Source organism: Kribbella sp. NPDC048915 (genome assembly GCF_040649595.1).
Classification (GTDB): Bacteria; Actinomycetota; Actinomycetes; order Propionibacteriales; family Kribbellaceae; genus Kribbella.
The window spans coordinates 1-24,355 of record NZ_JBEZFT010000048.1 but is presented as its reverse complement, the minus strand read 5'-3'; the positions used below and the strand labels follow the sequence as shown (position 1 = coordinate 24,355).

Here is a 24,355-nt window from a genome sequence, read left to right as displayed (position 1 = left end):
AAGGGGCGGATAGAGCGCTCGCCGATGGTCTTACCCGCCTTCGCCAAGATCCAACCCTGTGCGCCGGGAGTTCGGTGATTATTTACCGGCGTCACCTCCCGTTACCCTTGACCGGTGACACTTCGCTTGTACGACACCGCAACGGCAGCAGTGCGAGATTTCGAGCCGGTCCACCCGGGCAAGGTCGGGATCTACCACTGTGGGCTGACGGTGCAGGGTGCCCCGCATGTCGGGCACATCTACAAGGAAGTGGTCTTCGACGTTCTGCGCCGCTGGCTGGAACGGTCCGGCTACGAGGTCACCGTGATCGCGAACGTGACCGACATCGAGGACAAGATCCTCGCCAAGTCCGCCGAGCGCGGCATCCCGTGGTGGGCGCACGCCTACGAGTTCGAGCGCGAGCTGCACTGGGCGTACGACGTGCTCGGTTGCCGCCCGCCGACGTACGAGCCGCGCGCCACCGGTCACATCCCGGAGATGCTCGAGATGATCGAGCAGCTGATCGACCGCGGGCACGCGTACGTCGCTCCGGACGGATCGGGGGACGTGTACTTCGACGTCCGCTCGTGGCCGGAGTACGGGAAGCTGTCGCACCAGCGGATCGACGACATGGAAGCCGCCGAGGACGCGGACCCGCGCGGCAAGCGCGACCCGCGCGACTTCGCGCTCTGGAAAGGGTACGTCGAGGGCACGCCGCGGACCGCTTCGTGGCCGACGCCGTGGGGCCGCGGCCGCCCGGGCTGGCACCTGGAGTGCTCGGCGATGGCCGGCAAGTACCTCGGCGCGGAGTTCGACATCCACGGCGGCGGGCTGGACCTCCGGTTTCCGCACCACGAGAACGAGTTGGCCCAGTCGACCGCGGTCGGGCAGAAGCTCGCCCGGTTCTGGATGCACAACGCGCTCGTCACCACGGCCGGCGAGAAGATGTCGAAGTCGATGGGCAACAGCGCCGTCGTCCGGAACGTCGTCGAGTGGGTCCGGCCGATCGAGTTGCGCTACTACCTCGTGCAGTCGCACTACCGCTCGGTCGTCGAGTTCTCGTTCGAGGCGCTTGACGAGGCGGCGAAGAGCTTCCAGCGGCTCGAGGGTTTCGTGACCCGAGCCGTCGAGCTCTCCGGAGCCGTCGAGCCGGCCGCCGAGTTGCCGTTCGACTTCGTCACCGCGATGGATGACGACCTGGGCACCCCGGCCGCGATCGCCGTACTGCACAACACCGTCCGGGACGGCAACAAGCTGGCTGCCGACGGCGACTCCGAGGCGCTCCGCGAGACGCTCGCGGCCGTGCGCGGGATGCTCGGCGTGCTCGGGCTGGACCCGCTGGCTGAGCCGTGGGTGTCGCGAGCCGGCGGCAGCGACGAGCTGACCGAGGTCGTCGACGGGCTGGTGCAGGCACTGCTCGAGCAGCGCCAGGCCGCCCGGGAACGCAAGGACTATGCCGCCGCGGACGCCGTCCGCGACCGGTTGAAGGCACTCGGCGTCGTCGTCGAGGACACCCCGCAGGGGCCGCGCTGGTCGCTGGCCGGGTCCACCACAACCGAGGGAAACTGACGTGCCAGGCAGTAGTCGGCGCAAGGGCGCCGTCCGGAAGAAGCCGCGCGGCAACCCGACCGCCGGATCGGGCGGCCGGGTCCGCCGCGGACTCGAGGGCAAGGGACCGACACCGAAGGCGGTGGACCGGGTCAAGCACCCGGCGCACAAGCGGGCGAAGGCCGCCGAGCGGGCCAAGGAGCGGGAGAAGAACCGCAGTCGGTCGCGCAAGGACGGCGACGCCACCAACGAATGGGTGTACGGGCGCAACCCAGTCGTCGAGGCGCTGCGGGCCGGCGTTCCGGCAACGGCGCTGCATGTTGCCGAAGGCACCGAACGGGACGCCCGGCTGCGGGAGGCGCTGCTGGTCGCCGTCGAAACCGGTGTCTCGGTGCTCGAGGTGCCGCGCACGGAGCTCGATCGGGTCACCGCGGGCGGCGCGCACCAGGGCGTCGCGCTGCAGATCCCGCCGTACGAGTACGCGCATCCGGACGACCTGCTCGACCGGGCGTACGACGCGAAGGAGGTGCCGCTGATCGTCGCGCTCGACGGTGTCACCGACCCGCGGAACCTCGGCGCGATCACCCGGTCCGCGGCCGCGTTCGGTGCGCACGGGGTCGTCGTACCGGAACGCCGTACCGCGTCGATGTCGGCGTCGGCGTGGAAGACCTCGGCCGGTGCCGCGGCCCGGATCCCGGTCGCCCGCGCCACCAACCTGAACCGGGTGCTCAAGTCGTACAAGGAGGCCGGCCTGCTGGTCATCGGCCTCGACATGGACGGCGCCGTCGACCTCCCGTCGTTCGCGGCTGCCACCGAGCCGCTGGTCCTGGTCATCGGCTCCGAGGGCAAGGGCCTGGCCCGTCTGGTCCGGGAGAACTGCGACCTGATCGTCTCGATCCCGATGACCAGCGCCACCGAATCCCTCAACGCCGGCATCGCCGCCGGCGTAACCCTCTACGAAATCTCCCGCCGCCGCGCCCTTGATGTAACTACATGATGTAGTTACATTGGGGACATGAGAACCATCGGGCTCCGGGAGCTGAACCAGAACCCGTCGAAGGCGGTCGCTCGGGTGCGTGCGGGTGAAACCATCGTGGTGACCGATCGCGGGCGTCCGGTATTGCGGCTTGTGCCCGAGGACGCCCGTCCCGGGGTGCTGCAGCATCTGATCGATTCGGGAGAGGTGACTCCGCCTGCTGAGCTGGGCATGCCGGATCTGATAATGGAGCTGGCACCTGACGTCGCGAGTTTGTCCGACCTGCTGATCGAGGATCGGGACAAGGAGCGGCGCCGGTGATCTACCTCGACTCGTGCGCTCTGCTCAAGTTCATCAAGCCGGAGGCCGAATCAGCTGCTCTGCGCGCCTGGCGCCAGGCCCTGCCGGCGGAGACCGAGTTGCTCACCAGCGAGCTGGCGAGCCTGGAGATCACTCGCACGCTCCTCCGGGCCGGCATCGATCACCGGCAGGTCCCGTACTTTGCTGCTCAGGCGATCCGCGGTGTCTTTCTGGTGGATCTCACCTCAACGGTCCTCGGCCGGGCGATGGCTTATCGGACAGCAAGACTCGGATCGCTGGATGCGCTTCACCTCGCCAGCGCGGAACCGTTCCGGTCGGAACTGTCTGAGTTCGTCACGTATGACAAGGAGTTGGTTACCGCGGCCGAGGAACTTGGTTTCCCGGTTCTGTCACCCTCCTGACACACAACTGCGCCCCGGGCCCTAGGGTTCGGGGCGCAGTTGTGGTGGGTGGGTCAGTAGACGCTGACGCCGTAGCGGGAGAGGACCTCGGTGACGGGCTGGAAGTAGGTGGTGCCGCCCGAGGAGCAGTTGCCGGAGCCACCGGAGGTGAGGCCGAGGGCCACCGTGCCGGCGAACAGCGCGCCGCCGGAGTCGCCGCCTTCGGCGCACACGTTGGTGCGGATCAGGCCGGTCACGGTGCCTTCGGCGTAGTTCACCGTGGCGTTCACGCCGGTGACCGAACCGCTGTGCAGACCGGTCGTGCTCCCACTGCGCTTGACCGCCTGGCCCACGTAGGCGTTGCCGGCGGACGTGATGTCCTGGGTGGAACCGTTGTAGAGATTCACCGTGCCGGGGTGGTTGGTGTACGACGAGCTGTACCGCACGATCGCGTAGTCGTTCCCGGGGAAGCTCGACCCGGCGACGGTGCCGAGCAACGTGGTCTTGCTGGAGTTCGCGTACCAGCTGGAGGCGATGTTGCCGCAGTGGCCCGCGGTCAGGAAGTAGTACGTGCTGCCGCTGCGGACGTTGAAGCCGAGCGAGCAGCGGTACTGCCCGCCGTAGATGGCGTCGCCGCCGCGGATGTACTTGGTCAGCTTGCCGGACATCTTCTCGAGCGTGATCCGCTGACCGAACTGCTTGGTCACGCTGGTCAGTTTCGCCAGCTTCGCGCCGGTGACGGTTTCGTCGTACGACACGATGATGCGGCCGTCGGGGGCGGTCTGCCAGGCGGTGCCCGGGATGGTCGCGTTCTCGCTCAGTTCGGACGTGATCGCGGCGACGGACAGGGTGGACGGGTCGACCGGTGCGGCCGAGGCTTGCGTGGCCAGCAGTCCGCTGGCGGCAAGCCCGGCCGCGGCCAGGACGGCGAAAGTACGGCGCAATGGGGACTTGTTCACGGTTGAACCTCCTCACGATGAGGACGCCTTCGGGGCGGGACGTCCTTGACTCAACCGTGACGAGTCCTACCCACTATCTCCCTGAGTATTCAAACAATCTCGGAGAGTAGGGGAATCCTGCGCTCAGTAGACGGAGACCCCGTACGCGTTCAGAGCTTCCACCACGGGCTGGAAATAGGTCACGCCGCCCGACTTGCAGTCGCCCGAACCGCCCGAGGTCAGGCCGAACGCCCACTGCCGGTAGAACAGCGGACCGCCGGAGTCACCCGGCTCGGCGCACACGTTGGTCCGGATCAGGCCGGCCACGCGCCCGTCACCGTAGTTCACCACCGCGTTCAGCCCGGTCACCCGGCCGCTGTGCAGGCCGCTGGTGGCGCCCGCGCGGTACACCAGGTGGTTCAGGCCCGGCGTCATCGCCGTCGTGATGTCCTGCGAGCGGCCGTTGTACAGGTACACGCTGCCGCCCGGGGGCTTCGTCTTGATGTCGGTGCGGTAGACGACCAGCGAGTAGTCGTTCCACGGGTAGCTGGCGTGGTGCACCGCGCCGGTGTAGATCTTGTGCCCCGGGTCCTGGTACCAGCGGGACGCCTCCTTGCCGCAGTGGCCCGCGGTGAGGAAGTAGTACTTCCCGCGGCGCTGGACGTTGAAGCCGACGCTGCAGGTGTATTCGCCGCCGTACGTCGGCATCCCGCCGCTGATGTACTTCGTCAGCTTGCCGGGGAGCTTCTCGAGCTTGACGTTTGCGCCGAGCTGCTTGGTCAGACCGGTGAGCTTGGTCAGCTTGGTCCCGGTCACGGTCGGGTCGTAGGACACCAGCACGGTGCCGTCCGGCTGCGTCTGCCACGCCGTACCGGGTGTGTAGATCTGCTTGTTCAGCGTTGCCACGATCGACTTCGCGGACAGCCGGGGCGGCGGTTTCACGGGGTCGGCCCCGGCCGGGACGGCGGCGGTCATGGCCAGCGCGGCGGTCACCATGAGGACCGCTGTTCGACGAAGAGTTTTCATACCATCAGCCTTCCGGGGCATACGGCTTCAGTGCGTGCTGTGGCAGCAAGCGGACGTCGCCCAACCCTATTTCCCGCCGCGGTTCAATCGAGCCGCCGTCCGGTCCAGGCGCGGTTTCAATCGAGCCGCAGCGAGTGCAGCACGAACGACGCGAGTTCGCGGTACGCCTCGGCGTCGTTCAGACCGGTCCGCCGGGCGATGTCGCCGCGCTGGATCGCCTGCATGGTGTGCGCGATCATCTCGGCCGCGAACGCGATGTCCACCTGGCGGAACGTCTTGTGGTTGATGCCGTCCTCGATCAGCTGACGGACCCGCTCGGCCGCGATCCGGGTGTTCCGCTCGTACACCGAACGGGCCGGCGCGAAGGTCGCCACGTCGTCGAGGAACGTCCGGCTGGCCGGCCGCAGCGCGTCGGCGACCGCGTTCAGGTACGCCGCGATCCGGCGATCGTGCCGGGTCTGCCGGGCGACCGCGGACTCGACCTGCGCGGTGGCGTGCTTGAAGTAGTGCTTGACCACCTCGACGGCGAGCTGCTCCTTGCTCGGCGCGAGGGCGTACAGCGTCGTCTTGCTGCAGCGCAGCTCGGCGGCCAGGTCGTCCAGGGTGAAGCGGCTGAATCCCTGCTCGAGAAACAGGGCCAGGAGCCGGTCGAGCAGTTCGGACTGCCGGCGGGTACGCCGCCCGGGAACGACTGTTGTCATATCGAGACAGCATAGAACGATACTGGATTGCGTGCTTCAGTATCGTTCTGAGTATCATTTCAGGAACGTCACGGGGGTTTGCCGAGAGGGGGCACTGATGGCTGTCGACCGACTCCTGCCCACCGACGAGTCCGTCGAGCTGCTGGCGCTGGTGCGTGAGTTGTGCGAGCACGAGCTCGCCCCGCACGCCGCGCACGCCGAGGAGACCGAGGCGTTTCCGCGCGCGGCGTTCCGCACGCTCGGGAAGGCCGGCCTGCTCGGCCTGCCGTACCCGGAGCAGTACGGCGGCGCCGAGCAGCCGTACGAGGTGTACCTGCAGATGCTCGAGGAGATCGCGTCCGCCTGGATGTCGGTCGGTGTCGGCGTCTCGGTGCACACCATGACCAGCTACGCGGTCGCGACGTACGGGACCGAGGAGCAGCGCGAGCGGTTGCTGCCGGACATGGTCGGCGGCGAGCTGCTCGGGGCGTACGCGCTGTCCGAGCCGCAGGCCGGGTCCGACATCACCGGGATGACCACGCGCGCCGTCCGCGACGGCGATTCGTACGTCCTGAACGGGACGAAGGCGTGGATCAGCCACGGTTCGCACGCCGACTTCTACACCACGTTCGCCCGAACCTCCGACGACCGCACGCACGGAATCTCGGCGTTTCACGTGCCGGCCGACGCGGCCGGGCTGAGCTTCGGGGCGCCGGAGCGGAAGATGGGCCTGACCGGGTCGACGACCACGCTGGTCAACTTCGACGACGTCCGCGTCCCGGCCGGCAACCTGATCGGCGCCGAGGGCGACGGGATGCGGATCGCGCTGTCCGCGCTCGACTCCGGGCGGCTCGGGATCGCGGCGTGCGCGACCGGTCTGGCCCAGGCGGCACTCGACCTCGCGGCGTCGTACGCGAAGGAGCGGCAGCAGTTCGGGCAGGCGATCGCGGACTTCCAGGGGCTGCAATTCCTGATCGCCGACATGGCGGCCGCGGTCGAGTCGGCGCGGGCGACGTACCTGCACGCCGCGCGCCGGCGTGACCTCGGCCGCCGGTTCACCCGCGAGGCCGCGATCGCGAAGCTGATCTGCACCGATGCGGCGATGAAGGTCACGACGGACGCCGTCCAGGTGCTCGGTGGGTACGGTTACACCCGGGACTTCCCGGCCGAGCGGTACATGCGCGAGGCCAAGGTCACCCAGATCTTCGAAGGCACCAACCAGATCCAGCGGCTCGTCATCGGCCGCGACGTATTGAGGAGTGTGTGATGCATTTCAGCCCGTCCGACGTCGCGCTGGTCACGGGTGGGGGTTCGGGGCTCGGCGAGGCGACCGTACGGCGGTTGGCGGCGGACGGGCTCGGCGTGGTGATCGTCGATCTGCCGTCGTCCGCGGGCAAGGCGGTCGCCGACGAGCTGGGTGACCGGGTGGTGTTCGCGCCGGCCGACGTCACCGACGAGGCCGCGGTGGCGGCGGCGCTCGACGCGGCGGAGCAGCTGGGCACGCTGCGGGTGGTGGTGAACTGCGCCGGCGTCGCGACCCCCGGCCGGGTCGTCGGCCGCAAGGGCCCGTTGCCGCTGGCAACTTTCCGTCAGGTGATCGAGATCAACCTGATCGGGACCTTCAACGTGCTGCGGCTCGCCGCCGAGCGGATGCTGGCCACCGAGCCCACCGCGGACGGCGACCGCGGTGTCGTCGTGATGACCGCGTCGATCGCGGCGTACGACGGTCAGATCGGGCAGGCGGCGTACGCGTCCAGCAAGGGCGGGATCGTCGCGCTCACGCTGACCGCCGCACGCGATCTCGCCGACAAGGGCATCCGGGTCGTGACGATCGCGCCGGGCACGATGGAGACGCCGATGCTCGCCGGGCTGCCCGAGGAGACCCGGACGGTGCTGGAGCAGCAGGTCCCGCACCCGTCGCGGCTGGGCAAGCCGTCGGAGTACGCCGCGCTGGTCCGGCACATCCTCGACAACCAGTTGCTGAACGGTGAGGTCATCCGCCTGGACGGCGCGCTCCGGATGCCGCCGCGCTGATGCGTTTCCGCTCGGCGCTGCTCCGCGCCGGCTCGCCGTTCGTGCAGCTGTGGTGGCGCCTGCGCAAACCCACCACCTTCGGCGTGAAGGCGCTGCTGCGCCAGGCGGACGGCCGATTCCTGGTCGTCCGCCACTCGTACGCCGACACCCGCCGATGGGGCCTTCCCGGCGGCGGGTACAACCCTGCCGAGGAAACCCCGGCGTGGGTCGTCTACAAGTAACCCTCAGAGCGCCGGGCTGAGCGCGAGCCAGCGGACGCCGTGCGCGGGCACGGTGAAGGTGCGCTCGCTGCTCACCTCGCCGGTCCACAGGTCCTTGGCCGGCACAGGAAGCTCCGCAGGTAATTGAACATCTCGGGGTGCGGCCCCGGTCCAGAACAGTGCGGCGTACGAACACCCGTCACCCTGGGCTGTCCAGACGATGACTTCGCCGTCGTCCAGCGGTTCGCGGACGATCTCGCGGTTGCCGGACGAGTTGCGCAGCAGTGCGGCGAGGGCAGGATTCTTCAACAGCGCAAGGGTTTCCGGCGTGGTGGTCGGCAGATCGCCGCCCATCATCAGCGGCGAGCGACCCATCGCCCACAAGGTCAGCAGCGTCTTCTGCTCGTCGACCGTCAGCCTGCTGTCCCGGTCGTCGCCGCGTTCCGCCCGGATCCCGATATGACCGAGCGGCAGCATGTCCGCGTCCGCCCAGCCGCCGGGTTGCTGGTACGGCGCCCACCGCGCCAGTCGGGCGAACTGCGCGTGCACGTCCTCCCACCGGTCCCACAGATCGTCCGAGATCCGCCAGAGCTGCCCATGCTCCCGCAGGTGCTCGACGTGATGGGTCGACAGCCAGGTCCCGGGCGACAACGACAGCACCATGTCCCGTCCGCTACGCCGGATCGCCTGTGCGTACGCCGCGATCTCGCGGTCGTGATACGGCGCCAGCATGTCGTCGGCCTTGATGTAGTCGACACCCCAGGCGGCGAACTGCGCGACCTGCGCGTCGTAGTAGGCCTGCGCGCCAGGGTGGTCGTGATCGAGCCCGACGTTGTCCGGATTCCACGCGCACACGTGGTCGAAGTCGGCGACCTCCCGTGCCGTCCACTCGGTCCCGTACACCGGCAGATCCAGCTCGACCGCGCGCCGCGGAATGCCCCGCATGATGTGCAGCCCGAACTTGAGCCCCAATGCGTGTACCTCCGCGGCCAACGGCCCGAATCCCGAACCACCGGCAGCTGACGGGAACCGCTCCGGCGCCGGCAACTGCCGCCCATACCCGTCCAGCACGACCGGGGCGTTTTCGTTGTAGCCGTGCGACCGGGCCGTCGGGTCGTACCACGCGATGTCGACCACCACCGTGTCCCACCCGAACGGCAGCAGCTCGTCGTGCATCACCTGCGCGTTGGCCAGCACCTCGGCCTCGGTGACGGTGGTGCCGAAACAGTCCCAGCTGTTCCAGCCCATCGGCGGGTTCACCATTCCGCGAACGATCCGTCGTCGTGCCGCAGGACGGGGGAGCGCCAACGATGTGGTTCGGCGGCCGCGGCCCGGACGGCGTCCTCGTCGACCTCGATGCCCAGGCCGGGACCGGCGGGGCGCTGCACGTGCCCGTCGGTGAAGGCGAACACCTCCGGATCCACCAGGTAGTCGAGCAGTGCATTGCCGCCGCCGTACTCGATGCCGAGGCTCTGCTCCTGGATCAGGAAGTTCGGTACGGCGAAGTCCAGCTGCAGGCTCGCGGCCAGCGTGATCGGTCCGAGCGGGCAGTGCGGTGCGACGCTGACGTCGTACGCCTCGGCCATCGCGGCGATCCGCCGGACCTCGGAGATGCCGCCGGCGTGCGAGACATCGGGCTGCGCGACGGCGATCCCGGTGGGCAGCACGTCGCGGAAGTCCCAGCGCGAGAACAGCCGCTCGCCGGTGGCGATCGGGATGCTGGTCGACTCGGTGATCCGGCGCAGGTCGCGGGAGAAGTCGGGCAGGACGGGTTCCTCGATGAACATCGGCAGCAGCGGTTCGAGCAGCGGCAGGATCTGCCGCGTGGCCGCCGTACTGAACCGGCCGTGCAGGTCGAGCGCGATGTCGACGCCGTCACCGAGCGCTGCGCGGAGCGCCTCGACCCGGCTCACCGCGGCCCGCAGGTGCGCGGCCGACGGGATCGGCGGCAGCGCCTCGGACAGGTTGAGCTTGAGCGCCGTGAACCCCTTCGCGACCTTGGCCTGCGCGGCGTCGACGAGCTCGGCGTTGTCGCGACCGTGGACCCAGGTGTAGACACGCACCCGGTCGCGGACCGGGCCGCCGAGCAGCTCGTGCACCGGAACGTCGTGGTGGCGGCCCTTGATGTCCCACAACGCCTGGTCGATGCCCGCGAGCGCGCTCGACAGCACCGGGCCGCCGCGGTAGAAGCCGCCCTTGGCCATCACCTGCCAGTGCTCCTCGATCCGGAGCGGATCGGTGCCGATCAGGTACTCCATCAGGGCCGCGACCGCGCCCTGCACGGCCTCGGCACGTCCCTCGACGATCGGCTCGCCCCACCCGCTGATGCCTTCGTCGGTGTCGATCCGCAGGAACTGCCACCGCGGTGCCACCAAAAACGTTTCAAAACCGACGATCTTCATGGTTCTCCTTCGGTCGGGGCCGGGTTCAGGAGGTGATGAGGACGCCGAGCACTCAGTCGGACTCGGTCAGGCCGGTGGGCGTGGGCAGCGCGAGCTTCTCATCCGGTTTCGCGGCCAGTACGTCGTTCACGTACGAGCGGGCCGCTTCCATCGTGTCGACCTCGTGGCCGGCCTGCTCGGACAGGAACCAGCGGTGTTCGAGCACCTCGTGGAACACCTCGGCGGGTTCGAGCTTGCGGCGCAGGTTCCGCGGGACCGACCGCACGACCGGCTCGAAGACCTCGGTCAGCCACTGGTGCGCGACGATCTCCTCGTCCTCGTTCTGCTGGTCGGTGGCCGCCGCGTACGAGTCCAGGTCGTTGAGCAGCCGCCGGGCTTGGTTCTCCTCCACGTCCAGCCCGGTGAGCCGCAGCAGTCGCCGCGAGTGGTGACCGGCGTCCACGACCTTCGGCTGGATGCGGACCTGGCTGCCGTCCCAGTCGGTGATGATGTCGATCTCCGCGACGTCGAAGCCGAGCTCGTTGAGCCGGCGGATCCGCGAGTCGAGCCGGTGCATCTCGTCGGTGGCGAACTCCTCCGGCGCGGTCAGCTCGGCCCACAACGCCTCGTACCGCTTCTGGATCGACTCGACGGTCTCCTGCGGGTCGATCGCCTCGTCGAGCAGACCGCCTTCCTGCAGGTCGAGCAGCTCGCCGAACAGGTTGATCTCCGCGGTGTAGAGGTCGTGCGCGCGCTGCCCGTCGGAGATGTCCTGGTGCAGCTCACCGGTCTCGGCGTCGACCAGGTACGCCGCGAACGCGCCGGCGTCGCGGCGGAACAGCGTGTTGGACAGCGAGCAGTCGCCCCAGAAGAACCCGTTCAGGTGCAGCCGGACGATCAGCGCGACCAGTGCGTCGATCAGCCGGTTCACCGTGTCCGGGCGCAGCGTGCTGGAGAACAGCGCCCGGTACGGCAGCGAGAACTGCAGGTGCCGCGTGATCAGGATCGAGTCGATCGGCTCACCGTTGCGGTCCACCCGGTCGGTGATGACGCCGACCGGTTCGACCGACGGTGCCTCCAGCCGCTCCAGGTCGCGGAGCAGGCGGTACTCGTGCAGCGCGAGGTGCTCGAGGACCTCCTTGATCGCGTACACGCTGCCGTTGACGCGGACGAATCGGACCACGTGCCGCGAGATACCGCGCGGCAGCGCGACCAGTTGGTCCTCGGGCCAGTCCGCCAGCGGGATGTCCCACGGGAGTGACAGCAGACCGGTGTCCGGGCGGGTGGCGACGAATCGAGGCACGGCGCCCAGTCTGTCAGGAATCCTGAGGCTTCAGCGAGAGCACGCAAGTGCTTGCAAGAACTTGCGTGATCTGGCGTAGAGTTTGCGTCATGACACGACGACTTGCAGAGGTGGCCAAGAAGGTCGGCGTCAGCGAGGCGACCGTCAGCCGGGTGCTGAACGGCAAGCCCGGCGTGTCCGAGGCGACCCGGGAGGCGGTGCTCACCGCGCTCGACGTGCTCGGGTACGAGCGGCCCACCCAGCTGCGCGGCGACCGCGCCCGGCTGGTCGGTCTGGTGCTGCCCGAGTTGCAGAACCCGATCTTTCCCGCGTTCGCCGAGGTTGTCGGCGGTGCGCTCGCGCAGCAGGGTTTCACTTCCTTGCTGTGCACGCGGACGGTCGGCGGTGTCTCCGAGGCCGACTATGTGGATCTGCTCCTGCAGCAGCAGGTGTCCGGGGTGGTGTTCGCCGGCGGGTTCTACGCGCAGGCCGACGCGCCGCACCAGCACTACCAGCTGATCCAGGAGCGCAAGCTGCCGACCGTGCTGGTGAACGCGGCGGTCGACCACCTCGGCTTCCCGCAGGTCTCGTCCGACGACTATGTCGCCGCCGAGATGGCGATCGGTCACCTTCGGGCACTCGGGCATCGCCGGATCGGCATGGTGCTCGGGCCGCGCGACCACATCCCGTCGCGGCGGAAGCTCGAGGCCTTCCAGGCGTCGCCGGAGGCGGATCCGGACCTGGTCGAGCACACGATGTTCTCGCTCGAGGGCGGGCATGCGGCCGCGACCAAGCTGGTGCACCAGGGCGTCACCGGCATCGTCTGCGCCAGCGACATCCTCGCGCTCGGCGCGATCCGCGCCGTCCGCCGCGCCGGCCTGAGCGTGCCCGACGAGGTCTCGGTGATCGGGTACGACGACTCCGCGATGATGAACTGCACCGACCCGCCGCTGACCACGGTCCGCCAGCCGATCGACGCGATGGGCCGCGCCGCGGTCGACATGCTGGTCGCGCTGATCGAGCGCGCCGCCGTACCCGCCGACGAACTCCTCTTCGAACCCGAGCTGGTCGTCCGCGCCTCCACGGCCCGCGCCCGTACCTGACCCGCCGAACCCTGCGCGGCCAGAGCGCGACGCAGTACGACGCCCGTACGACGCAGCACCTGGCAGCCGTCGACCATCAGGTCGGCGGCTGTTGTCGTGTGCCCGTCTCCCGCCAATCTCCCACCAGTAGTCACGAATTTGCAATAGCTCATCGAAGTATTGCGGTCCTGCGTTCGATTCCCTACGGTTGGCGCACGATCCGAGGGAGAGGGTGGAGATGACGACAACGCGCCGCGGGCTCAGCCTGCTGCTGGTTGCGGGACTCGGGCTGGTGGCCGCGTCCTGCGGGTCGGGGGACGACGAGACACCGGCGGCCGGCGACGGCCCGGTGACGATCACGGTCGGCTGTCAGCCGCCGAAGAGCAATCCGAAGGAGCGCGAGGCCTGGGATGCCGATGTCGCCGCGTTCCAGAAGGCGCACCCGAACATCACGGTCGAGGGCAAGGACGCGTTCCCCTGCATCAACCCGGACACGTTCCAGGCGAAGCTGGCCGGCGGGACGCAGGAGGACGTCTTCTACGTCTACTACACCGATGTCCGCAAGATCATCGAGAAGAAGCAGGCCGCCGACATCAGCCAGTACGTCGGCAGCGTGAGCAAGGTCAAAGACCTGCGCGCGGACGTGATGAGCGTCTTCACCGACGGCGACAAGACGTACGGCCTGCCGCGCAACAACTACAACATGGGCCTGGTCTACAACCGCAAGCTGTTCAGCCAGGCGGGACTCGACCCGGCCAACCCGCCGAAGACCTGGGACGAGGTGCGGGCGGCCGCGAAGAAGATCGCCGCGCTCGGCCCCGGGTACGTCGGCTTCGGTGAGTACTCGGCCGGCAACACCGGCGGCTGGCATTTCGCCGCGGAGCTGTACGCGCGCGGCGGGTCGATGGTCAGCGAGGACGGCAAGACCGCGGCGTTCAACAGCCCCGAGGGCAAGGCGGTCTTGCAGACCCTGCAGAAGATGCGCTGGGAGGACAACTCCATGGGCAGCAAGCAGCTGCTGCAGTGGGAGGACCTGATGCGCATGATGGGCGCCGGCAAGCTCGGCATGATGGTCGGTGCGCCGGATGTCGTGCAGTCGGTGAACAACGACTTCAAGGGCAAGTTCGAGGACTACGGTGTGACCGCGGTCCCGGAGTCGGAGGGCAAGTTCTCGCTCAGCGGCGGTGACGGGTACATGTTCAACCCGAAGGCGTCGCCGGAGAAGATCAAGGCCGGTCTGCTGTGGCTGGAGTTCCACGAGCTGACGCCGGGCCAGGGGCAGTTCAACTACCAGCGGTCGAAGGAGCAGGGCCGGCCGGTGGGTCTGCCGATCCCGGACCTGTACGGGGACAGAGCTCCGGGCCAGGAGATCAATGCCCTGCGCAAGCAGTACGCGACCGTCCCGGTCGACAACTTCGCGCCGTACGTGAGTGCCCAGGGCAACATCACGAACAAGCTCGAGCCGCCGAAGGCGCAGGAGCTGTACGCCGTCCTCGACGTCGCGATGTCCGCCGTCCTGACCCGCAAGGACGCCGACATCGACAAGCTGCTCAGCGACGCCGAGGGCAAGGCCAACAAGATCCTCGCGAAGAACACGTAATGACGGTGACCGAGGAGCGGGTCCGTCGTCCCCAGCGCGTGGGGACGACGGACCCGCGGTCAGGCGACGACCACGGCGCCCTGCGCAGGACGATCGGCCGGAACGTCACGGCCTACGGTTTCCTCTGCGCCGCGCTGATCTGTTTCGCGTTGTTCTCCTGGTATCCGATGGTCCGCGAGATCGTCCTCAGCTTCCAGCAGAACAACTTCGTCGACCCGGGTGAGTGGGTCGGGTTCGAGAACTTCCGGACGGTGATCGCGGACCCGGCGTTCCGGTCCGCGTGGCTGAACACCGCGGCGTTCACGGGGCTGGCGCTGGTGATCGGGTACGCCGTACCGTTCGTGCTGGCCGTGGTGCTCAACGAGCTGAAGCACGCGAAGGCGTACCTGCGGTTCGTTGTGTACCTGCCCGTGATGCTGCCGCCGGCGGTGGCCGTGCTGCTGTTCAAGTGGTTCTACGATCCGGGCAACGGTTTGTTCAACCAGGTGCTCGACGCGGCCCATCTCCCGCAGCTCAGCTGGCTGGACTCCACGAGTACGGCGCTGGTCAGTCTGGTGATCGTGTCGACCTGGATGAACCTCGGCACCGGCACGCTGATCTATCTCGCCGCACTGCAGAGCATCCCGGGCGAGCTGTACGAGTCCGCGGAGCTGGACGGCGCCGGCCTGCTGCGCCGGCTGCGGCACGTGACGATCCCGCAGACCAAGCTGATCCTGCTGGTAATGCTGCTGCTCCAGATCGTGGCGACCATGCAGGTCTTCATCGAGCCGTACCTGCTGACCGGCGGCGGACCGGAGAACGCGACCGTCACCGTGGCTTACCTGATGTACCAGTACGCGTTCAACTTCGGTGACTTCGGCGGCGGTTCCGCGCTCGGGCTGATGCTGATGATCGTGTTGTTGGTGTTCTCGACCATCTACCTGCGGGTGTCACGTGAGGAGGCGCCGCGATGAGAACCCTGGTGTCACCTCTCGCACTCCGGACCACGCGCGGCCGGATCACCTACTGGACCGTGCTGACGGTGACGGTGCTCGGATTCACCGGTGCGTTCGTGTTCCCGCTGTACTGGATGGTGACCGGCGCGCTCAAGTCGCCCGACGAACTGGCGCAGATCCCGCCGAGCTTCTTCCCGCAGCACTTCGACTTCAGTGTCTACAAGGACGCCTGGGAACAGCTGCAGCTCGGCGTCTTCCTCAGGAACACCGCTCTGTACGCCGGTGGTGCGTGGCTGTTCACACTCGCGGTCGACGTCAGCGCGGCGTACGCGCTGTCGAAGTTGCGGCCGGTGCTCGGCAAGCTCGTCCTCGGCGCGATGCTGGCGACACTGATGATCCCGCCGATGGTGCTGCTGCTGCCGACGTACCTGGTGGCGAAGGATCTGCCGATCCTGCATCTCGATCTGCTCAACACGCCGTGGGCGATCTGGTTGCCGGCGGCAGCGAACGGGTTCTTCGTGTTCCTGCTGAAGCGGTTCTTCGACTCGATCCCGAAGGAGTTGCTGGAGGCCGCGCAGATCGACGGCGCCTCGCCGCTGCGAATTCTCTGGTCGATCGTGCTGCCGGTGTCGCGGCCGATCATCGGCGTGGTGTCGATCCTGTCCGTGGTCACGGTCTGGAAAGACTTCGTCTGGCCGCTGCTGGTGCTGCCGGAGACCGAGAAGATGTCGATCAGCGTCGGGATCGCGTCGCTGTCCGCGCAGCTGCCGCAGAACGTGCTGATCGCAGCGCTGGTGATCGCCAGCCTGCCCACGATCGCAGTGTTCTTCGTCTTCCAGCGGAGCATCATGGCCGGGCTCACCGCCGGAAGCCTCAAAGGTTAAGGAGATTCGATGGCCGACGAATGGTGGCGCGGAGCCGCGATCTACCAGGTCTACCTGCGGAGTTTCGCCGACGGCAACGACGACGGGATCGGCGATCTGGCCGGGCTGCGGGCAAAACTGCCGTACCTGGCCGAGCTCGGGATCGACGCGATCTGGCTGAACCCGTGGTACCCTTCGCCGATGGCCGACGGCGGGTACGACGTCGCGGACTACCGTGCGATCGACCCGGCGTTCGGAACCCTGGCCGAGGCGGAGGCGTACATCGCCGAGGCGCACGCGCTGAACATCCGCACGATCATCGACATCGTGCCGAACCACGGCTCGATCGAGCAGGACTGGTTCGTCCAGGCACTGCGCGCCGGGCCCGGCTCACCCGAGCGCGACCGCTTCCTCTTCCGCCCCGGCCGCGGTGATGGTCCGCCCAACGACTGGCAGTCGATCTTCAACGGGCCGGCCTGGACGCAGGTCGCGGACGGCGAGTGGTACCTGCATCTGTTCGCGCCCGAACAGCCCGACTTCAACTGGCGCAACCCCGAGGTCGTCCAGGAGTTCCACGACATCCTCCGGTTCTGGCTCGACCGCGGCGTCGACGGCATCCGGATCGACAGCGCCGCCGTACTGTTCAAGGACCTGGACAGCGTCGAGGAGTCGTACACCGACCACGACGACGTGCACGAGGTGTACCGCGGCTGGCGGCGGATCGCGGACTCCTACGCCGACCGCTTCTTCGTCGGCGAGATGTGGATGCCGGACCAGGAGCGGTTCGCGCTGTACCTGCGGCCGGACGAGCTGCAGACCGCGTTCAACTTCGACTTCCTGTCCCGCCCGTGGGAGGCCGCCGAACTCAAGGCGTCGGTCGACCTGACGTTGGCCACCCATGTCCCGATCGGCGCACCGCCCACGTGGGTGCTGTCGAACCACGACGTCACCCGGCCGGTGACGAAGTACGGCCGGCCGGACACGTCGTTCTCGCATCAGGACCGCAAGCACGGGATGCCGAGCGATCTCGTCCTCGGCGAGCGCCGCGCGCGGGCGGCCGCACTGCTCGCGATGGCGCTGCCCGGCGGGCTTTACGTCTACCAGGGGGAGGAGCTTGGCCTGCCCGAGGTGGAGGACCTGCCCGACGACGTGCTGCAGGACCCGATCTTCACCAGATCCGGCGGCACCGATCGCGGCCGCGATGGTTGCCGGGTGCCCCTACCGTGGTCCGGCCAGGAACCGCCGTTCGGCTTCGGCGCCGGTACGCCGTGGTTGCCGCAGCCGGCCGACTGGAAGAACCTTACCGTCGAGTCCCAGTACGACGACAAGAACTCGATGCTCACGCTGTACCGCACCGGGTTGCGGCTACGACGCGAACTGCTCGGCGACGGCACGTTGACCTGGCTGGACACCGCACCCGACGTCCTCGCTTTTCGTCGCGAAAACCTCACCTGCGTCACCAATTTCGGTACGGCGTCGACCGAGCTCCCGCCGTATCGGGAGGTCCTCCTCACCAGCATCCCGCTGGAGCACGGCCAACTGCCGTCCGACGCCACCGCCTGGATCCGCTGACCCCACACTCTTGCCCCCGAACCCCCACCCCGCGGGCACTTACCGCCCCAGGCGTCACCTTGCACACCCGGGCGTCACCTTCCACACCCAGGCGTCACCTTGCACAATCACGCGGGACCTTGCTCAGGTAATACCTTGTGCAAGGTCTCGCGCGGCTGTTCAAGGTTCGCCTGGCCGGCGGCGTCCTTGCACAGGTGGGCGGTACGGTGCCCAGCCGGTTGGGACCTTCCACAGCCCGCCGGTTCCCTGCACTTCCGCACAAGACCTGAGCCAGGCGGGACGGACCTTGCACAGGTAATACCTTGTGCAAGGTGGCGCCGGGGTGTGGAAGGTGGCGCCGGGGTGTGGAAGGTGGCGCCGGGGTGTGGAAGGTGGTGCCTGGGGTTGGAAGGTGCTGCCTGGGGTTGGCGGGTTGCCTGTCCCGCCGGGGTCAGGCCAGCGGACGGAACCGCCGCAGGCGCAGGCTGTTCGAGACGACGAAGACCGAGCTGAAGGCCATCGCGGCACCTGCGAGCATCGGGTTCAGCAGGCCGGCTGCGGCGAGTGGCAGGGCGGCCACGTTGTAGGCGAAGGCCCAGAACAGGTTGCCCTTGATCGTGCGCAACGTACTGCGGGACAGCCGGATCGCGTCCGCCGCCGCGCGGAGGTCACCGCGCACCAGCGTCAGGTCGCTCGCCTCGATCGCGACGTCCGTCCCGGTGCCCATGCTCAGCCCGAGATCGGCCTGGGCGAGGGCGGCCGCGTCGTTGACGCCGTCGCCGACCATCGCGACCACGCGGCCTTCGTCCTGCAGCTTCTTCACCGCGTCGACCTTGCCGGCCGGCAGCACCTCGGCGATCACCTCGTCGATGCCGACCTCGGCCGCCACCTTGGTTGCCACTGCCTCGTTGTCACCGGTGAGCAGTACGGGCCGCAGCCCGAGTGCCTTGAGGTCCTTGATCGCCTGCACGGACGTGGGTTTCACGGTGTCCGCGACCACCAGCACCGCGCGCGCCTCCCCGTCCCAGCCGACCGCGACCGCCGTACTGCCCTCGGCCTCGGCGTGCTCCTTGGCGTGTGCGAGCTCGTCCGGCAGGTGCTGGCTCCACTCCTCCAGCAGCTGGGTCCGTCCGACCAGGACTGCGTGTCCGTCGACGATGCCCTGGACGCCGAGGCCCTCGACATTGCCGAAGTCCTCGACCTCGGGCAGCGGCCCGGTCTCCTGGGCCGCTGCCCGTGCGACGGCCTGCGCGATCGGGTGCTCGCTCGAGTGCTCCAGGGCGCCGGCCAGCCGCAGGACCTCGGTCCGGTCCTGACCGGGAGCCAGCAGTACGTCGACCAGCTCCATCCGGCCTGTGGTGACGGTGCCCGTCTTGTCCAGGACGACGGTGTCGACCCGGCGGGTGGACTCCAGCACCTCAGGACCCTTGATCAGGATGCCCAGCTGCGCGCCCCGGCCGGTGCCGACCAGCAACGCGGTCGGCGTGGCCAGGCCCAGTGCACACGGGCAGGCGATGATCAGGACGGCGACCGCGGCAGTGAACGCGATCTCCACCGGCGAACCGTTGCCCAGCCAGAAGCCGAGGGTCCCGAGCGCCAGCGCGATCACGATCGGCACGAAGATCCCGGACACCTTGTCGGCCAGCCGCTGGACCGCAGCCTTGCCGTTCTGGGCGTCCTCGACCAGCCGCGCCATCTGCGCCAGTTGGGTGTCGGCGCCGACCCGGGTCGCCCGGACGACCAGCCGGCCGCCCGCGTTCACCGTGGCGCCGACGACCGCGTCGCCCTCGCCGACCTCGACCGGCACCGACTCGCCGGTCAGCATCGACGCGTCGACCGCGCTGCTGCCGGTCACGACCACACCGTCGGTGGCGATCTTCTCGCCGGGCCGGACGACGAACTCGTCACCGACCACCAGCTGGTCGGCCGGGATCCGCGTCTCGGTCCCGTTTCGCAGGACCTCGACGTCCTTCGCGCCGAGCTCGAGCAGCGCCCGCAAGGCGGCGCCCGAGCGACGCTTCGCCCGCGCCTCGAAGTACCGGCCGGCCAGGATGAACGTGGTCACGCCGGCCGCGACCTCGAGGTAGATCTCCTCCGCGCCGCCGCTGCGGGACGGGATCAGCGCGAACGGCATCTTCATGCCGGGCTCGCCCGCGTCGCCGAGGAACAGCGCGTACAGCGACCACACGAACGCGCTCAGCACGCCCATCGAGATCAGCGTGTCCATCGTGGCGGCGCCGTGCCGCAGGTTGGTCCAGGCGGCCTTGTGGAACGGCCACGCCGCCCACGTCACCACTGGGAACGCCAGCGTCAGTGACGCCCACTGCCAGAAGTCGAACTGCAGCGCCGGGATCATCCCGAATGCGATCACCGGCACCGCGAGCACGATGCTCGCGATCAACCGGTCCCGCAGCGGTTTGAGCGCGTCCGGCTCCGCCGCCCCCGACCCGCCGCCCGACCCTGCGCCGGACGCTGTGTCCGGCGCGACGGCAGGGGCGGGCAGGCTGGCGGTGTACCCGGTCTTTTCGACGGTGGCGACCAGGTCATCGGTGCTGATGCCCTCGGGATACGTCACCTTCGCCTTCTCGGTGGCGTAGTTGACGGTCGCGCTGACACCCTCCATCCGGTTCAGCTTCTTCTCCACCCGGGCGGCGCACGAGGCGCACGTCATACCGCCGATGATGAGTTCGACGGAACGACCGGGCTCGCTGGTGGTCATGCGACGTGCCTCCTCTCAGTGGCCATGTGGGGTCTCGGCGTGCGCCGGGGTGCTCGGCTTGTCCGTGGGCTCGATGACCGTCTTGGTCGGTGCAGTCGGTGCAGTCGGTGCCGTCGGTACGGCGGTGGGCTTCGGGCTCGGCGGGGTGATCGTGGTCCCATCCGCACCCACCTTCACGGTGAACTCGGCCGTGTGGACCGCGCCCGCGTGCTGGAAGTCCAGGAACAGGCTGTACGTCGCCGCGGTCGGGAAGGTCGTCCCGAAGGTGATCGACGGTCCGCCCTTCGAGCCGGGCTCGGCGTGCTCGGCCGGGTGGTTGTGCAGGTAGGCCAGGTCGCCGCCGCGCAGCGAGACCAGGTGCCCGAAGGCGCCGAGGTACGGCTGCAGGTCGGTGACCGGCTTGCCGTCACGGCTCACCGTGAAGGTCAGCTCGGACTCCTTGCCCGCGACCGGATTGCCCTGCAGCGTCACGTCGTACCCGTGGAAGCTGTAGACGCTCGCCGGTTCGGCGACCGGGACCGGGACGTACATCCCGGTGACGTTGACGTCGGTGCCGAGAGTCAGTGTGCTGTCGTGGCCGGTCGGCTGGAAGTCGGCGTACAGCCGCCAGGTGCCGCCGGCGGTGAACGTGAACGGGATGCTCCACGTGCCGTCCGCCGCCATCACCGGGTGCAGGTGGTGGAACCCGGACAGGTCCCGCCGCACCACGATCAGGTGCAGGTTCTTCTCGTGTGTCTGTGTGTACTGCGTGACCGGCTTGCCGTCAGGCCCCTGGATCACGAAACGCAGGTCGTTCTTGGTGCCGCTGGTGAAGGACGTTGTCACCGGGGCGAACGTGTACCCCGCGTCGGACACCGCCAGTCCGGGCAACTGCCCGGACTCCTGGTGCCCGCCGCCATGTCCTGAGGTCTGCTCCATGCCACCCATCTCTTCTCCGTGCGCCGGCGCGGAGGGCTCGTCGGCCGCCGCGATCGGGTCGACCGCGGAGCCGATGCCGAACGCCGCCACGAAGGCGAGCGCCAGCGCACCGGCGAACGCGCCGAGCCGGAGCGCGGCGGCCCGGCTCACGACGCCACCAGTTCGTAGCCCGCCTCGTCGACGGCCTCGCGGACCGCGGCCTCATCGAGAGCGGACTCACTCGTCACCTGCACCGCGGAGGTGCCGCCGGCAACGAGGTCGATCTTCACGTCCTGGACACCGACGAGCTTGCTGAGCTCCTCGGTGACGGCCGCGGTGCAGTGGCCGCAGGTCATGCCGGCGACGGAGTAGGTCGTGGTGGTGCTCATAGCGATCTCCCTTGCTCGAAACGGGTTGCGTGCGTCTTGCGGGTTGGTGGAAGTCAGCTGCGGACCAGGCGGGCGATCGCGTCGGAGGCCTCGCGGACCTTCTCGTCCGCCTCCGGGCCGCCCTTCTTCGCGGCATCGACGACGCAGTGCGACAGGTGCTCCTCGAGCAGCTCGAGCGAGAACGACTGCAGCGCCTTCGTGGCCGCCGACACCTGGGTCAGGATGTCGATGCAGTACTTGTCCTCCTCGACCATTCGCTGCAGACCGCGGATCTGCCCCTCGATCCGCCGCAGCCGCTTCAGGTGGCTGCTCTTCTCGGCGGTGTAGCCGTGTACGTGCGTCTGCTCACTGGTCATCTCGTGGTCCTCTCGCCTCAGCTACCCCTTGGGGGTATCTCCACGTCCATGAAATTACCCCCTCCGGGTATCAAACACAAGTCCTCTCGGATACCTAGTGGGGGTATTCAGGATCACAGTACGTCGCTACTCGACCCGACACCGCAGGCGGTGGGGTGATGGCGGCGGGTGAACAAAGCTGGCACGCTGTGCGTCTGCTGGATCGAGGAAAGGGGTGGGGATGACCGACCTGGCCGTCAGTACGCGGGGCCTGCGCAAGACGTACCGGAACCGGCGCGGTCACCGGGTGGTGGCGGTGCAGGGGCTGGACCTGGAGGTGCCGGCCGGCGGCGTGCACGGCTTCCTCGGGCCGAACGGTTCCGGGAAGACCACCTCGATCCGGATGCTGCTCGGGCTGGTGCGCGCGGACGCCGGGACGATGACGGTCTTCGGCGAACCGGTACCGGCGCGGCTGCCGCAGGTGGTGGCGCGGATCGGCGCGATCGTCGAGTCACCCAAGTTCTTCCCGGCGTTCACCGGCCGGAAGAACCTCGAACTGCTCGCCGAGGCGATCGGCGCACCGCGCCGCCGGGTCGGTGAGGTGCTGGAGCAGACGTCACTCGGGGAGCGCGGCAACGACCGGTTCCGGTCGTACTCGCTGGGCATGAAGCAGCGGCTGGCGATCGCCGCGACCCTGCTCAAGGAGCCGGACCTGCTGATCTTCGACGAGCCGACCAACGGCCTCGACCCGGCCGGTATCCGGGAGATCCGCGAGACCATGCGCGGGCTCGGTGCCCAGGGCCGGACGGTCCTGGTCAGCAGTCACATCCTGGCCGAGGTCGAACAGGTCGCCGACACCGTGTCGATCATCGGCCACGGTCGGCTGCTCGCGTCGGGCACCGTCGCGGACGTCATCGGCGGCGGTACGGCGGCCGCGGTGAAGGTCGCCGTACGCGATCACGAGGCCGCGACCCGGATCCTCACCGAGGCCGGGATGACGGTCCGGGCCGACGGCAACCATTTGCTGGTCGAAGGCGCTCCGGATCCGGCCGAGGTGACCCGGCGGCTCGCGCAGCACGAGCTGTACGTGTCCGAGCTGGTCCCGGTCCGGGCCGATCTCGAGTCGGTCTTCCTCGAGCTCACCGAAGGCGAGGGCCTGTGATGATTCGCCTGACGAAGGTCGAGCTGCGCCGGCTGATCGCCCGTCGGCTGACGGTGATCGGGCTCGCGGGCCTGTTTCTGATCACGCTGCTGCTGCTCGTGGCCACCTGGTTCGACGCCCGCCCGTTGTCCGAGGTAGAGCAGCGGCGTGCCCAGGAACAGTTCGAGCGCGCGCACCAGGAGTGGGCCGAGCGGGGCGACGAGATCCGCGCGCAGTGCGAGGCGGACTGGAAGGCCCAGCCAGACCCGAAGCCGAGCGTCGAGGAGATGTGTACGTATCCCGAGCCGAGGCTGGAGGAGTTCGGCAAGCCGCAGGCGGTGTTCACCCAGATCGCGCCCGAGTTGCTGCACGCAACGACGTATTTCCTCGCGTTCGCGGCGTTCCTGATCGGGGCCAGCTTCCTGGCCGCGGAATTCAGCTCAGGTGCCATCGGCAACTGGTTGACGTTCGAGCCGCGTCGGCTGCGGGTGTACGGCAGCAAGCTGCTCGCCGCCGCGCTCGGCTTCGTCCCGGTCGCCGCGATCGCCCTCGCGATCGTGTTGTTCGGGACGTACCTGATCATCGACCGGCTGGGTGACACCACCAGCGCGACCGGGAAGGTTTGGGGCGACCTGCTCGCGCTCGCCGGTCGTGCCGCGCTGACGACCGCTGCCGCTGCGGTGCTCGGCAGCGTGACCGGACTGCTGCTCCGGCACACCGCCGCCGCGATTGGCGTTGTGATGGGGTACGTCGTGCTGATCGAAGGCGTGTTCGGCTCGTTCCTGGAGAAAGCGCAGCCGTGGCTGGTGCGGCTCAACGTCGACGCGTTCGTCCTGCACGGCACGCAGTACAACGTGACCGAGTGCCGGACCGAGAGCGACGGCACGATCTGCGACTTCGTCCAGAAGTCGCTGTCGTTCGAGCACGGCGCCTGGTACCTGGCAGCGCTCTTCGTGGTCCTGGTCCTGCTCGGCGGCGCGGTCTTCCACCGCCGCGACGTGAACTAGAGCATGTCTGACAAATGTCGGGTCCAGGCGATGACTGCGTTGAGGACGGCGGCGGCGCGGTAGACGACGGCGAGTTTGTCGTAGCGGGTGG

The 24,355-nt window shown here is 68.6% G+C and carries 24 protein-coding genes; 14 read left to right on the top strand and 10 right to left on the bottom strand.

What is annotated here, in order from left to right; genetic code table 11:
- Positions 1 to 114: 114 nt before the first annotated feature.
- The 4 genes from cysS to AB0B82_RS22900 are packed head-to-tail and all read left to right on the top strand — an operon-like array spanning position 115 to position 3,225.
- On the top strand, positions 115 to 1,548 hold the full coding sequence (gene cysS, locus AB0B82_RS22915) for a cysteine--tRNA ligase (RefSeq protein ID WP_360171919.1): 1,434 nt from the start codon (positions 115 to 117) through the stop codon (positions 1,546 to 1,548).
- 1 nt (position 1,549) lies between these two features.
- Positions 1,550 to 2,524, top strand: coding sequence for a 23S rRNA (guanosine(2251)-2'-O)-methyltransferase RlmB (gene rlmB, locus AB0B82_RS22910; RefSeq protein WP_360171916.1), 975 nt, complete (start codon positions 1,550 to 1,552; stop codon positions 2,522 to 2,524).
- 18 nt (positions 2,525 to 2,542) lie between these two features.
- Positions 2,543 to 2,824 (top strand): type II toxin-antitoxin system prevent-host-death family antitoxin, encoded by a 282-nt coding sequence (locus AB0B82_RS22905; protein ID WP_360171914.1) that lies wholly within the window; start codon positions 2,543 to 2,545, stop codon positions 2,822 to 2,824.
- Positions 2,821 to 3,225: a type II toxin-antitoxin system VapC family toxin gene (locus AB0B82_RS22900; protein ID WP_360171911.1), complete on the top strand. Its 405-nt coding sequence runs from the start codon at positions 2,821 to 2,823 to the stop codon at positions 3,223 to 3,225. Before AB0B82_RS22905 ends, AB0B82_RS22900 begins: the two co-directional genes overlap by 4 nt.
- Before the next feature lie 53 nt (positions 3,226 to 3,278).
- Here the strand turns inward: AB0B82_RS22900 and AB0B82_RS22895 are convergent, their stop codons facing one another.
- From AB0B82_RS22895 to AB0B82_RS22885, 3 genes are all read right to left on the bottom strand, one after another.
- The gene (locus AB0B82_RS22895) at positions 3,279 to 4,163 is read right to left on the bottom strand and encodes a S1 family peptidase (RefSeq protein WP_360171908.1); all 885 of its coding nucleotides are present in this window, start codon (positions 4,161 to 4,163) and stop codon (positions 3,279 to 3,281) included.
- Positions 4,164 to 4,286: 123 nt separating this feature from the next.
- A complete protein-coding gene (locus AB0B82_RS22890) occupies positions 4,287 to 5,168 on the bottom strand; it encodes a S1 family peptidase (RefSeq protein WP_360171905.1) in 882 nt (293 codons plus the stop codon).
- A 116-nt stretch (positions 5,169 to 5,284) separates the two neighbouring features.
- The gene (locus tag AB0B82_RS22885; protein WP_360171902.1) at positions 5,285 to 5,869 is read right to left on the bottom strand and encodes a TetR/AcrR family transcriptional regulator; all 585 of its coding nucleotides are present in this window, start codon (positions 5,867 to 5,869) and stop codon (positions 5,285 to 5,287) included.
- A gap of 97 nt (positions 5,870 to 5,966) precedes the next feature.
- On the opposite strand from AB0B82_RS22885, the gene AB0B82_RS22880 reads away from it, so the two are divergent.
- The 3 genes from AB0B82_RS22880 to AB0B82_RS22870 are packed head-to-tail and all read left to right on the top strand — an operon-like array spanning position 5,967 to position 8,103.
- Complete coding sequence (locus AB0B82_RS22880) at positions 5,967 to 7,115, top strand: acyl-CoA dehydrogenase family protein (RefSeq protein ID WP_360171899.1); 1,149 nt, start codon at positions 5,967 to 5,969, stop codon at positions 7,113 to 7,115.
- Complete coding sequence (locus AB0B82_RS22875; protein WP_360171896.1) at positions 7,115 to 7,882, top strand: SDR family NAD(P)-dependent oxidoreductase; 768 nt, start codon at positions 7,115 to 7,117, stop codon at positions 7,880 to 7,882. The genes AB0B82_RS22880 and AB0B82_RS22875 overlap by 1 nt, the downstream gene beginning before the upstream one ends.
- On the top strand, positions 7,882 to 8,103 hold the full coding sequence (locus tag AB0B82_RS22870) for an NUDIX domain-containing protein (protein ID WP_360171893.1): 222 nt from the start codon (positions 7,882 to 7,884) through the stop codon (positions 8,101 to 8,103). The genes AB0B82_RS22875 and AB0B82_RS22870 overlap by 1 nt, the downstream gene beginning before the upstream one ends.
- Before the next feature lie 3 nt (positions 8,104 to 8,106).
- On the opposite strand, the gene AB0B82_RS22865 is transcribed toward AB0B82_RS22870, so the two are convergent.
- The 3 genes from AB0B82_RS22865 to AB0B82_RS22855 are packed head-to-tail and all read right to left on the bottom strand — an operon-like array spanning position 8,107 to position 11,787.
- Positions 8,107 to 9,345, bottom strand: coding sequence for a glycoside hydrolase family 27 protein (locus tag AB0B82_RS22865; protein WP_360171890.1), 1,239 nt, complete (start codon positions 9,343 to 9,345; stop codon positions 8,107 to 8,109).
- Positions 9,339 to 10,484, bottom strand: coding sequence for a galactonate dehydratase (dgoD, locus tag AB0B82_RS22860; protein ID WP_360171887.1), 1,146 nt, complete (start codon positions 10,482 to 10,484; stop codon positions 9,339 to 9,341). Before dgoD ends, AB0B82_RS22865 begins: the two co-directional genes overlap by 7 nt.
- Before the next feature lie 52 nt (positions 10,485 to 10,536).
- A complete protein-coding gene (locus AB0B82_RS22855; RefSeq protein ID WP_360171996.1) occupies positions 10,537 to 11,787 on the bottom strand; it encodes a DUF4032 domain-containing protein in 1,251 nt (416 codons plus the stop codon).
- A gap of 68 nt (positions 11,788 to 11,855) precedes the next feature.
- On the opposite strand from AB0B82_RS22855, the gene AB0B82_RS22850 reads away from it, so the two are divergent.
- From AB0B82_RS22850 to AB0B82_RS22830, 5 genes are all read left to right on the top strand, one after another.
- Entirely contained in the window at positions 11,856 to 12,848 is a 993-nt protein-coding gene (locus tag AB0B82_RS22850; protein WP_360171884.1) for a LacI family DNA-binding transcriptional regulator, read from the top strand.
- A 217-nt stretch (positions 12,849 to 13,065) separates the two neighbouring features.
- Positions 13,066 to 14,427 carry an extracellular solute-binding protein gene (locus AB0B82_RS22845; protein ID WP_360171881.1) on the top strand — a complete coding sequence of 454 codons (1,362 nt, stop codon included), beginning with the start codon at positions 13,066 to 13,068 and terminating at the stop codon, positions 14,425 to 14,427.
- Positions 14,427 to 15,380 carry a sugar ABC transporter permease gene (locus AB0B82_RS22840; RefSeq protein ID WP_360171878.1) on the top strand — a complete coding sequence of 318 codons (954 nt, stop codon included), beginning with the start codon at positions 14,427 to 14,429 and terminating at the stop codon, positions 15,378 to 15,380. Before AB0B82_RS22845 ends, AB0B82_RS22840 begins: the two co-directional genes overlap by 1 nt.
- Complete coding sequence (locus AB0B82_RS22835) at positions 15,377 to 16,246, top strand: carbohydrate ABC transporter permease (protein ID WP_360171875.1); 870 nt, start codon at positions 15,377 to 15,379, stop codon at positions 16,244 to 16,246. Before AB0B82_RS22840 ends, AB0B82_RS22835 begins: the two co-directional genes overlap by 4 nt.
- A gap of 9 nt (positions 16,247 to 16,255) precedes the next feature.
- Positions 16,256 to 17,797, top strand: a complete 1,542-nt coding sequence (locus AB0B82_RS22830; RefSeq protein WP_360171872.1) for a glycoside hydrolase family 13 protein — start codon at positions 16,256 to 16,258, stop codon at positions 17,795 to 17,797.
- A 430-nt stretch (positions 17,798 to 18,227) separates the two neighbouring features.
- On the opposite strand, the gene AB0B82_RS22825 is transcribed toward AB0B82_RS22830, so the two are convergent.
- Genes AB0B82_RS22825 through AB0B82_RS22810 form a run of 4 tightly spaced genes read right to left on the bottom strand, consistent with a single transcriptional unit; the run spans position 18,228 to position 22,137 of the window.
- Positions 18,228 to 20,495 (bottom strand): heavy metal translocating P-type ATPase, encoded by a 2,268-nt coding sequence (locus AB0B82_RS22825; RefSeq protein WP_360171869.1) that lies wholly within the window; start codon positions 20,493 to 20,495, stop codon positions 18,228 to 18,230.
- A gap of 15 nt (positions 20,496 to 20,510) precedes the next feature.
- Positions 20,511 to 21,563: a hypothetical protein gene (locus AB0B82_RS22820; RefSeq protein ID WP_360171866.1), complete on the bottom strand. Its 1,053-nt coding sequence runs from the start codon at positions 21,561 to 21,563 to the stop codon at positions 20,511 to 20,513.
- The gene (locus tag AB0B82_RS22815) at positions 21,560 to 21,781 is read right to left on the bottom strand and encodes a heavy-metal-associated domain-containing protein (protein WP_360171863.1); all 222 of its coding nucleotides are present in this window, start codon (positions 21,779 to 21,781) and stop codon (positions 21,560 to 21,562) included. Before AB0B82_RS22815 ends, AB0B82_RS22820 begins: the two co-directional genes overlap by 4 nt.
- Before the next feature lie 53 nt (positions 21,782 to 21,834).
- Positions 21,835 to 22,137 (bottom strand): metal-sensitive transcriptional regulator, encoded by a 303-nt coding sequence (locus AB0B82_RS22810; protein ID WP_360171860.1) that lies wholly within the window; start codon positions 22,135 to 22,137, stop codon positions 21,835 to 21,837.
- 220 nt (positions 22,138 to 22,357) lie between these two features.
- Between AB0B82_RS22810 and AB0B82_RS22805 the strand changes: the two genes are divergently transcribed.
- On the top strand, positions 22,358 to 23,278 hold the full coding sequence (locus AB0B82_RS22805; RefSeq protein ID WP_360171857.1) for an ATP-binding cassette domain-containing protein: 921 nt from the start codon (positions 22,358 to 22,360) through the stop codon (positions 23,276 to 23,278).
- Complete coding sequence (locus tag AB0B82_RS22800) at positions 23,278 to 24,264, top strand: ABC transporter permease subunit (RefSeq protein ID WP_360171855.1); 987 nt, start codon at positions 23,278 to 23,280, stop codon at positions 24,262 to 24,264. Before AB0B82_RS22805 ends, AB0B82_RS22800 begins: the two co-directional genes overlap by 1 nt.
- Positions 24,265 to 24,355: the final 91 nt, after the last annotated feature.

Coding starts and splice junctions, on each gene's coding strand:
- AB0B82_RS22810 (WP_360171860.1), bottom strand. CDS start 22,137: ATGACCAGTGAGCAGACGCACGTACACGGCTACACCGCCGAGAAGAGC.
- AB0B82_RS22875 (WP_360171896.1), top strand. CDS start 7,115: ATGCATTTCAGCCCGTCCGACGTCGCGCTGGTCACGGGTGGGGGTTCG.
- AB0B82_RS22850 (WP_360171884.1), top strand. CDS start 11,856: ATGACACGACGACTTGCAGAGGTGGCCAAGAAGGTCGGCGTCAGCGAG.
- AB0B82_RS22865 (WP_360171890.1), bottom strand. CDS start 9,345: ATGGTGAACCCGCCGATGGGCTGGAACAGCTGGGACTGTTTCGGCACC.
- AB0B82_RS22890 (WP_360171905.1), bottom strand. CDS start 5,168: ATGAAAACTCTTCGTCGAACAGCGGTCCTCATGGTGACCGCCGCGCTG.
- AB0B82_RS22870 (WP_360171893.1), top strand. CDS start 7,882: ATGCGTTTCCGCTCGGCGCTGCTCCGCGCCGGCTCGCCGTTCGTGCAG.
- AB0B82_RS22885 (WP_360171902.1), bottom strand. CDS start 5,869: ATGACAACAGTCGTTCCCGGGCGGCGTACCCGCCGGCAGTCCGAACTG.
- AB0B82_RS22845 (WP_360171881.1), top strand. CDS start 13,066: ATGACGACAACGCGCCGCGGGCTCAGCCTGCTGCTGGTTGCGGGACTC.
- AB0B82_RS22880 (WP_360171899.1), top strand. CDS start 5,967: ATGGCTGTCGACCGACTCCTGCCCACCGACGAGTCCGTCGAGCTGCTG.
- AB0B82_RS22830 (WP_360171872.1), top strand. CDS start 16,256: ATGGCCGACGAATGGTGGCGCGGAGCCGCGATCTACCAGGTCTACCTG.
- dgoD (WP_360171887.1), bottom strand. CDS start 10,484: ATGAAGATCGTCGGTTTTGAAACGTTTTTGGTGGCACCGCGGTGGCAG.
- AB0B82_RS22835 (WP_360171875.1), top strand. CDS start 15,377: ATGAGAACCCTGGTGTCACCTCTCGCACTCCGGACCACGCGCGGCCGG.
- AB0B82_RS22800 (WP_360171855.1), top strand. CDS start 23,278: ATGATTCGCCTGACGAAGGTCGAGCTGCGCCGGCTGATCGCCCGTCGG.
- AB0B82_RS22840 (WP_360171878.1), top strand. CDS start 14,427: ATGACGGTGACCGAGGAGCGGGTCCGTCGTCCCCAGCGCGTGGGGACG.
- AB0B82_RS22825 (WP_360171869.1), bottom strand. CDS start 20,495: ATGACCACCAGCGAGCCCGGTCGTTCCGTCGAACTCATCATCGGCGGT.
- AB0B82_RS22905 (WP_360171914.1), top strand. CDS start 2,543: ATGAGAACCATCGGGCTCCGGGAGCTGAACCAGAACCCGTCGAAGGCG.
- AB0B82_RS22815 (WP_360171863.1), bottom strand. CDS start 21,781: ATGAGCACCACCACGACCTACTCCGTCGCCGGCATGACCTGCGGCCAC.
- AB0B82_RS22805 (WP_360171857.1), top strand. CDS start 22,358: ATGACCGACCTGGCCGTCAGTACGCGGGGCCTGCGCAAGACGTACCGG.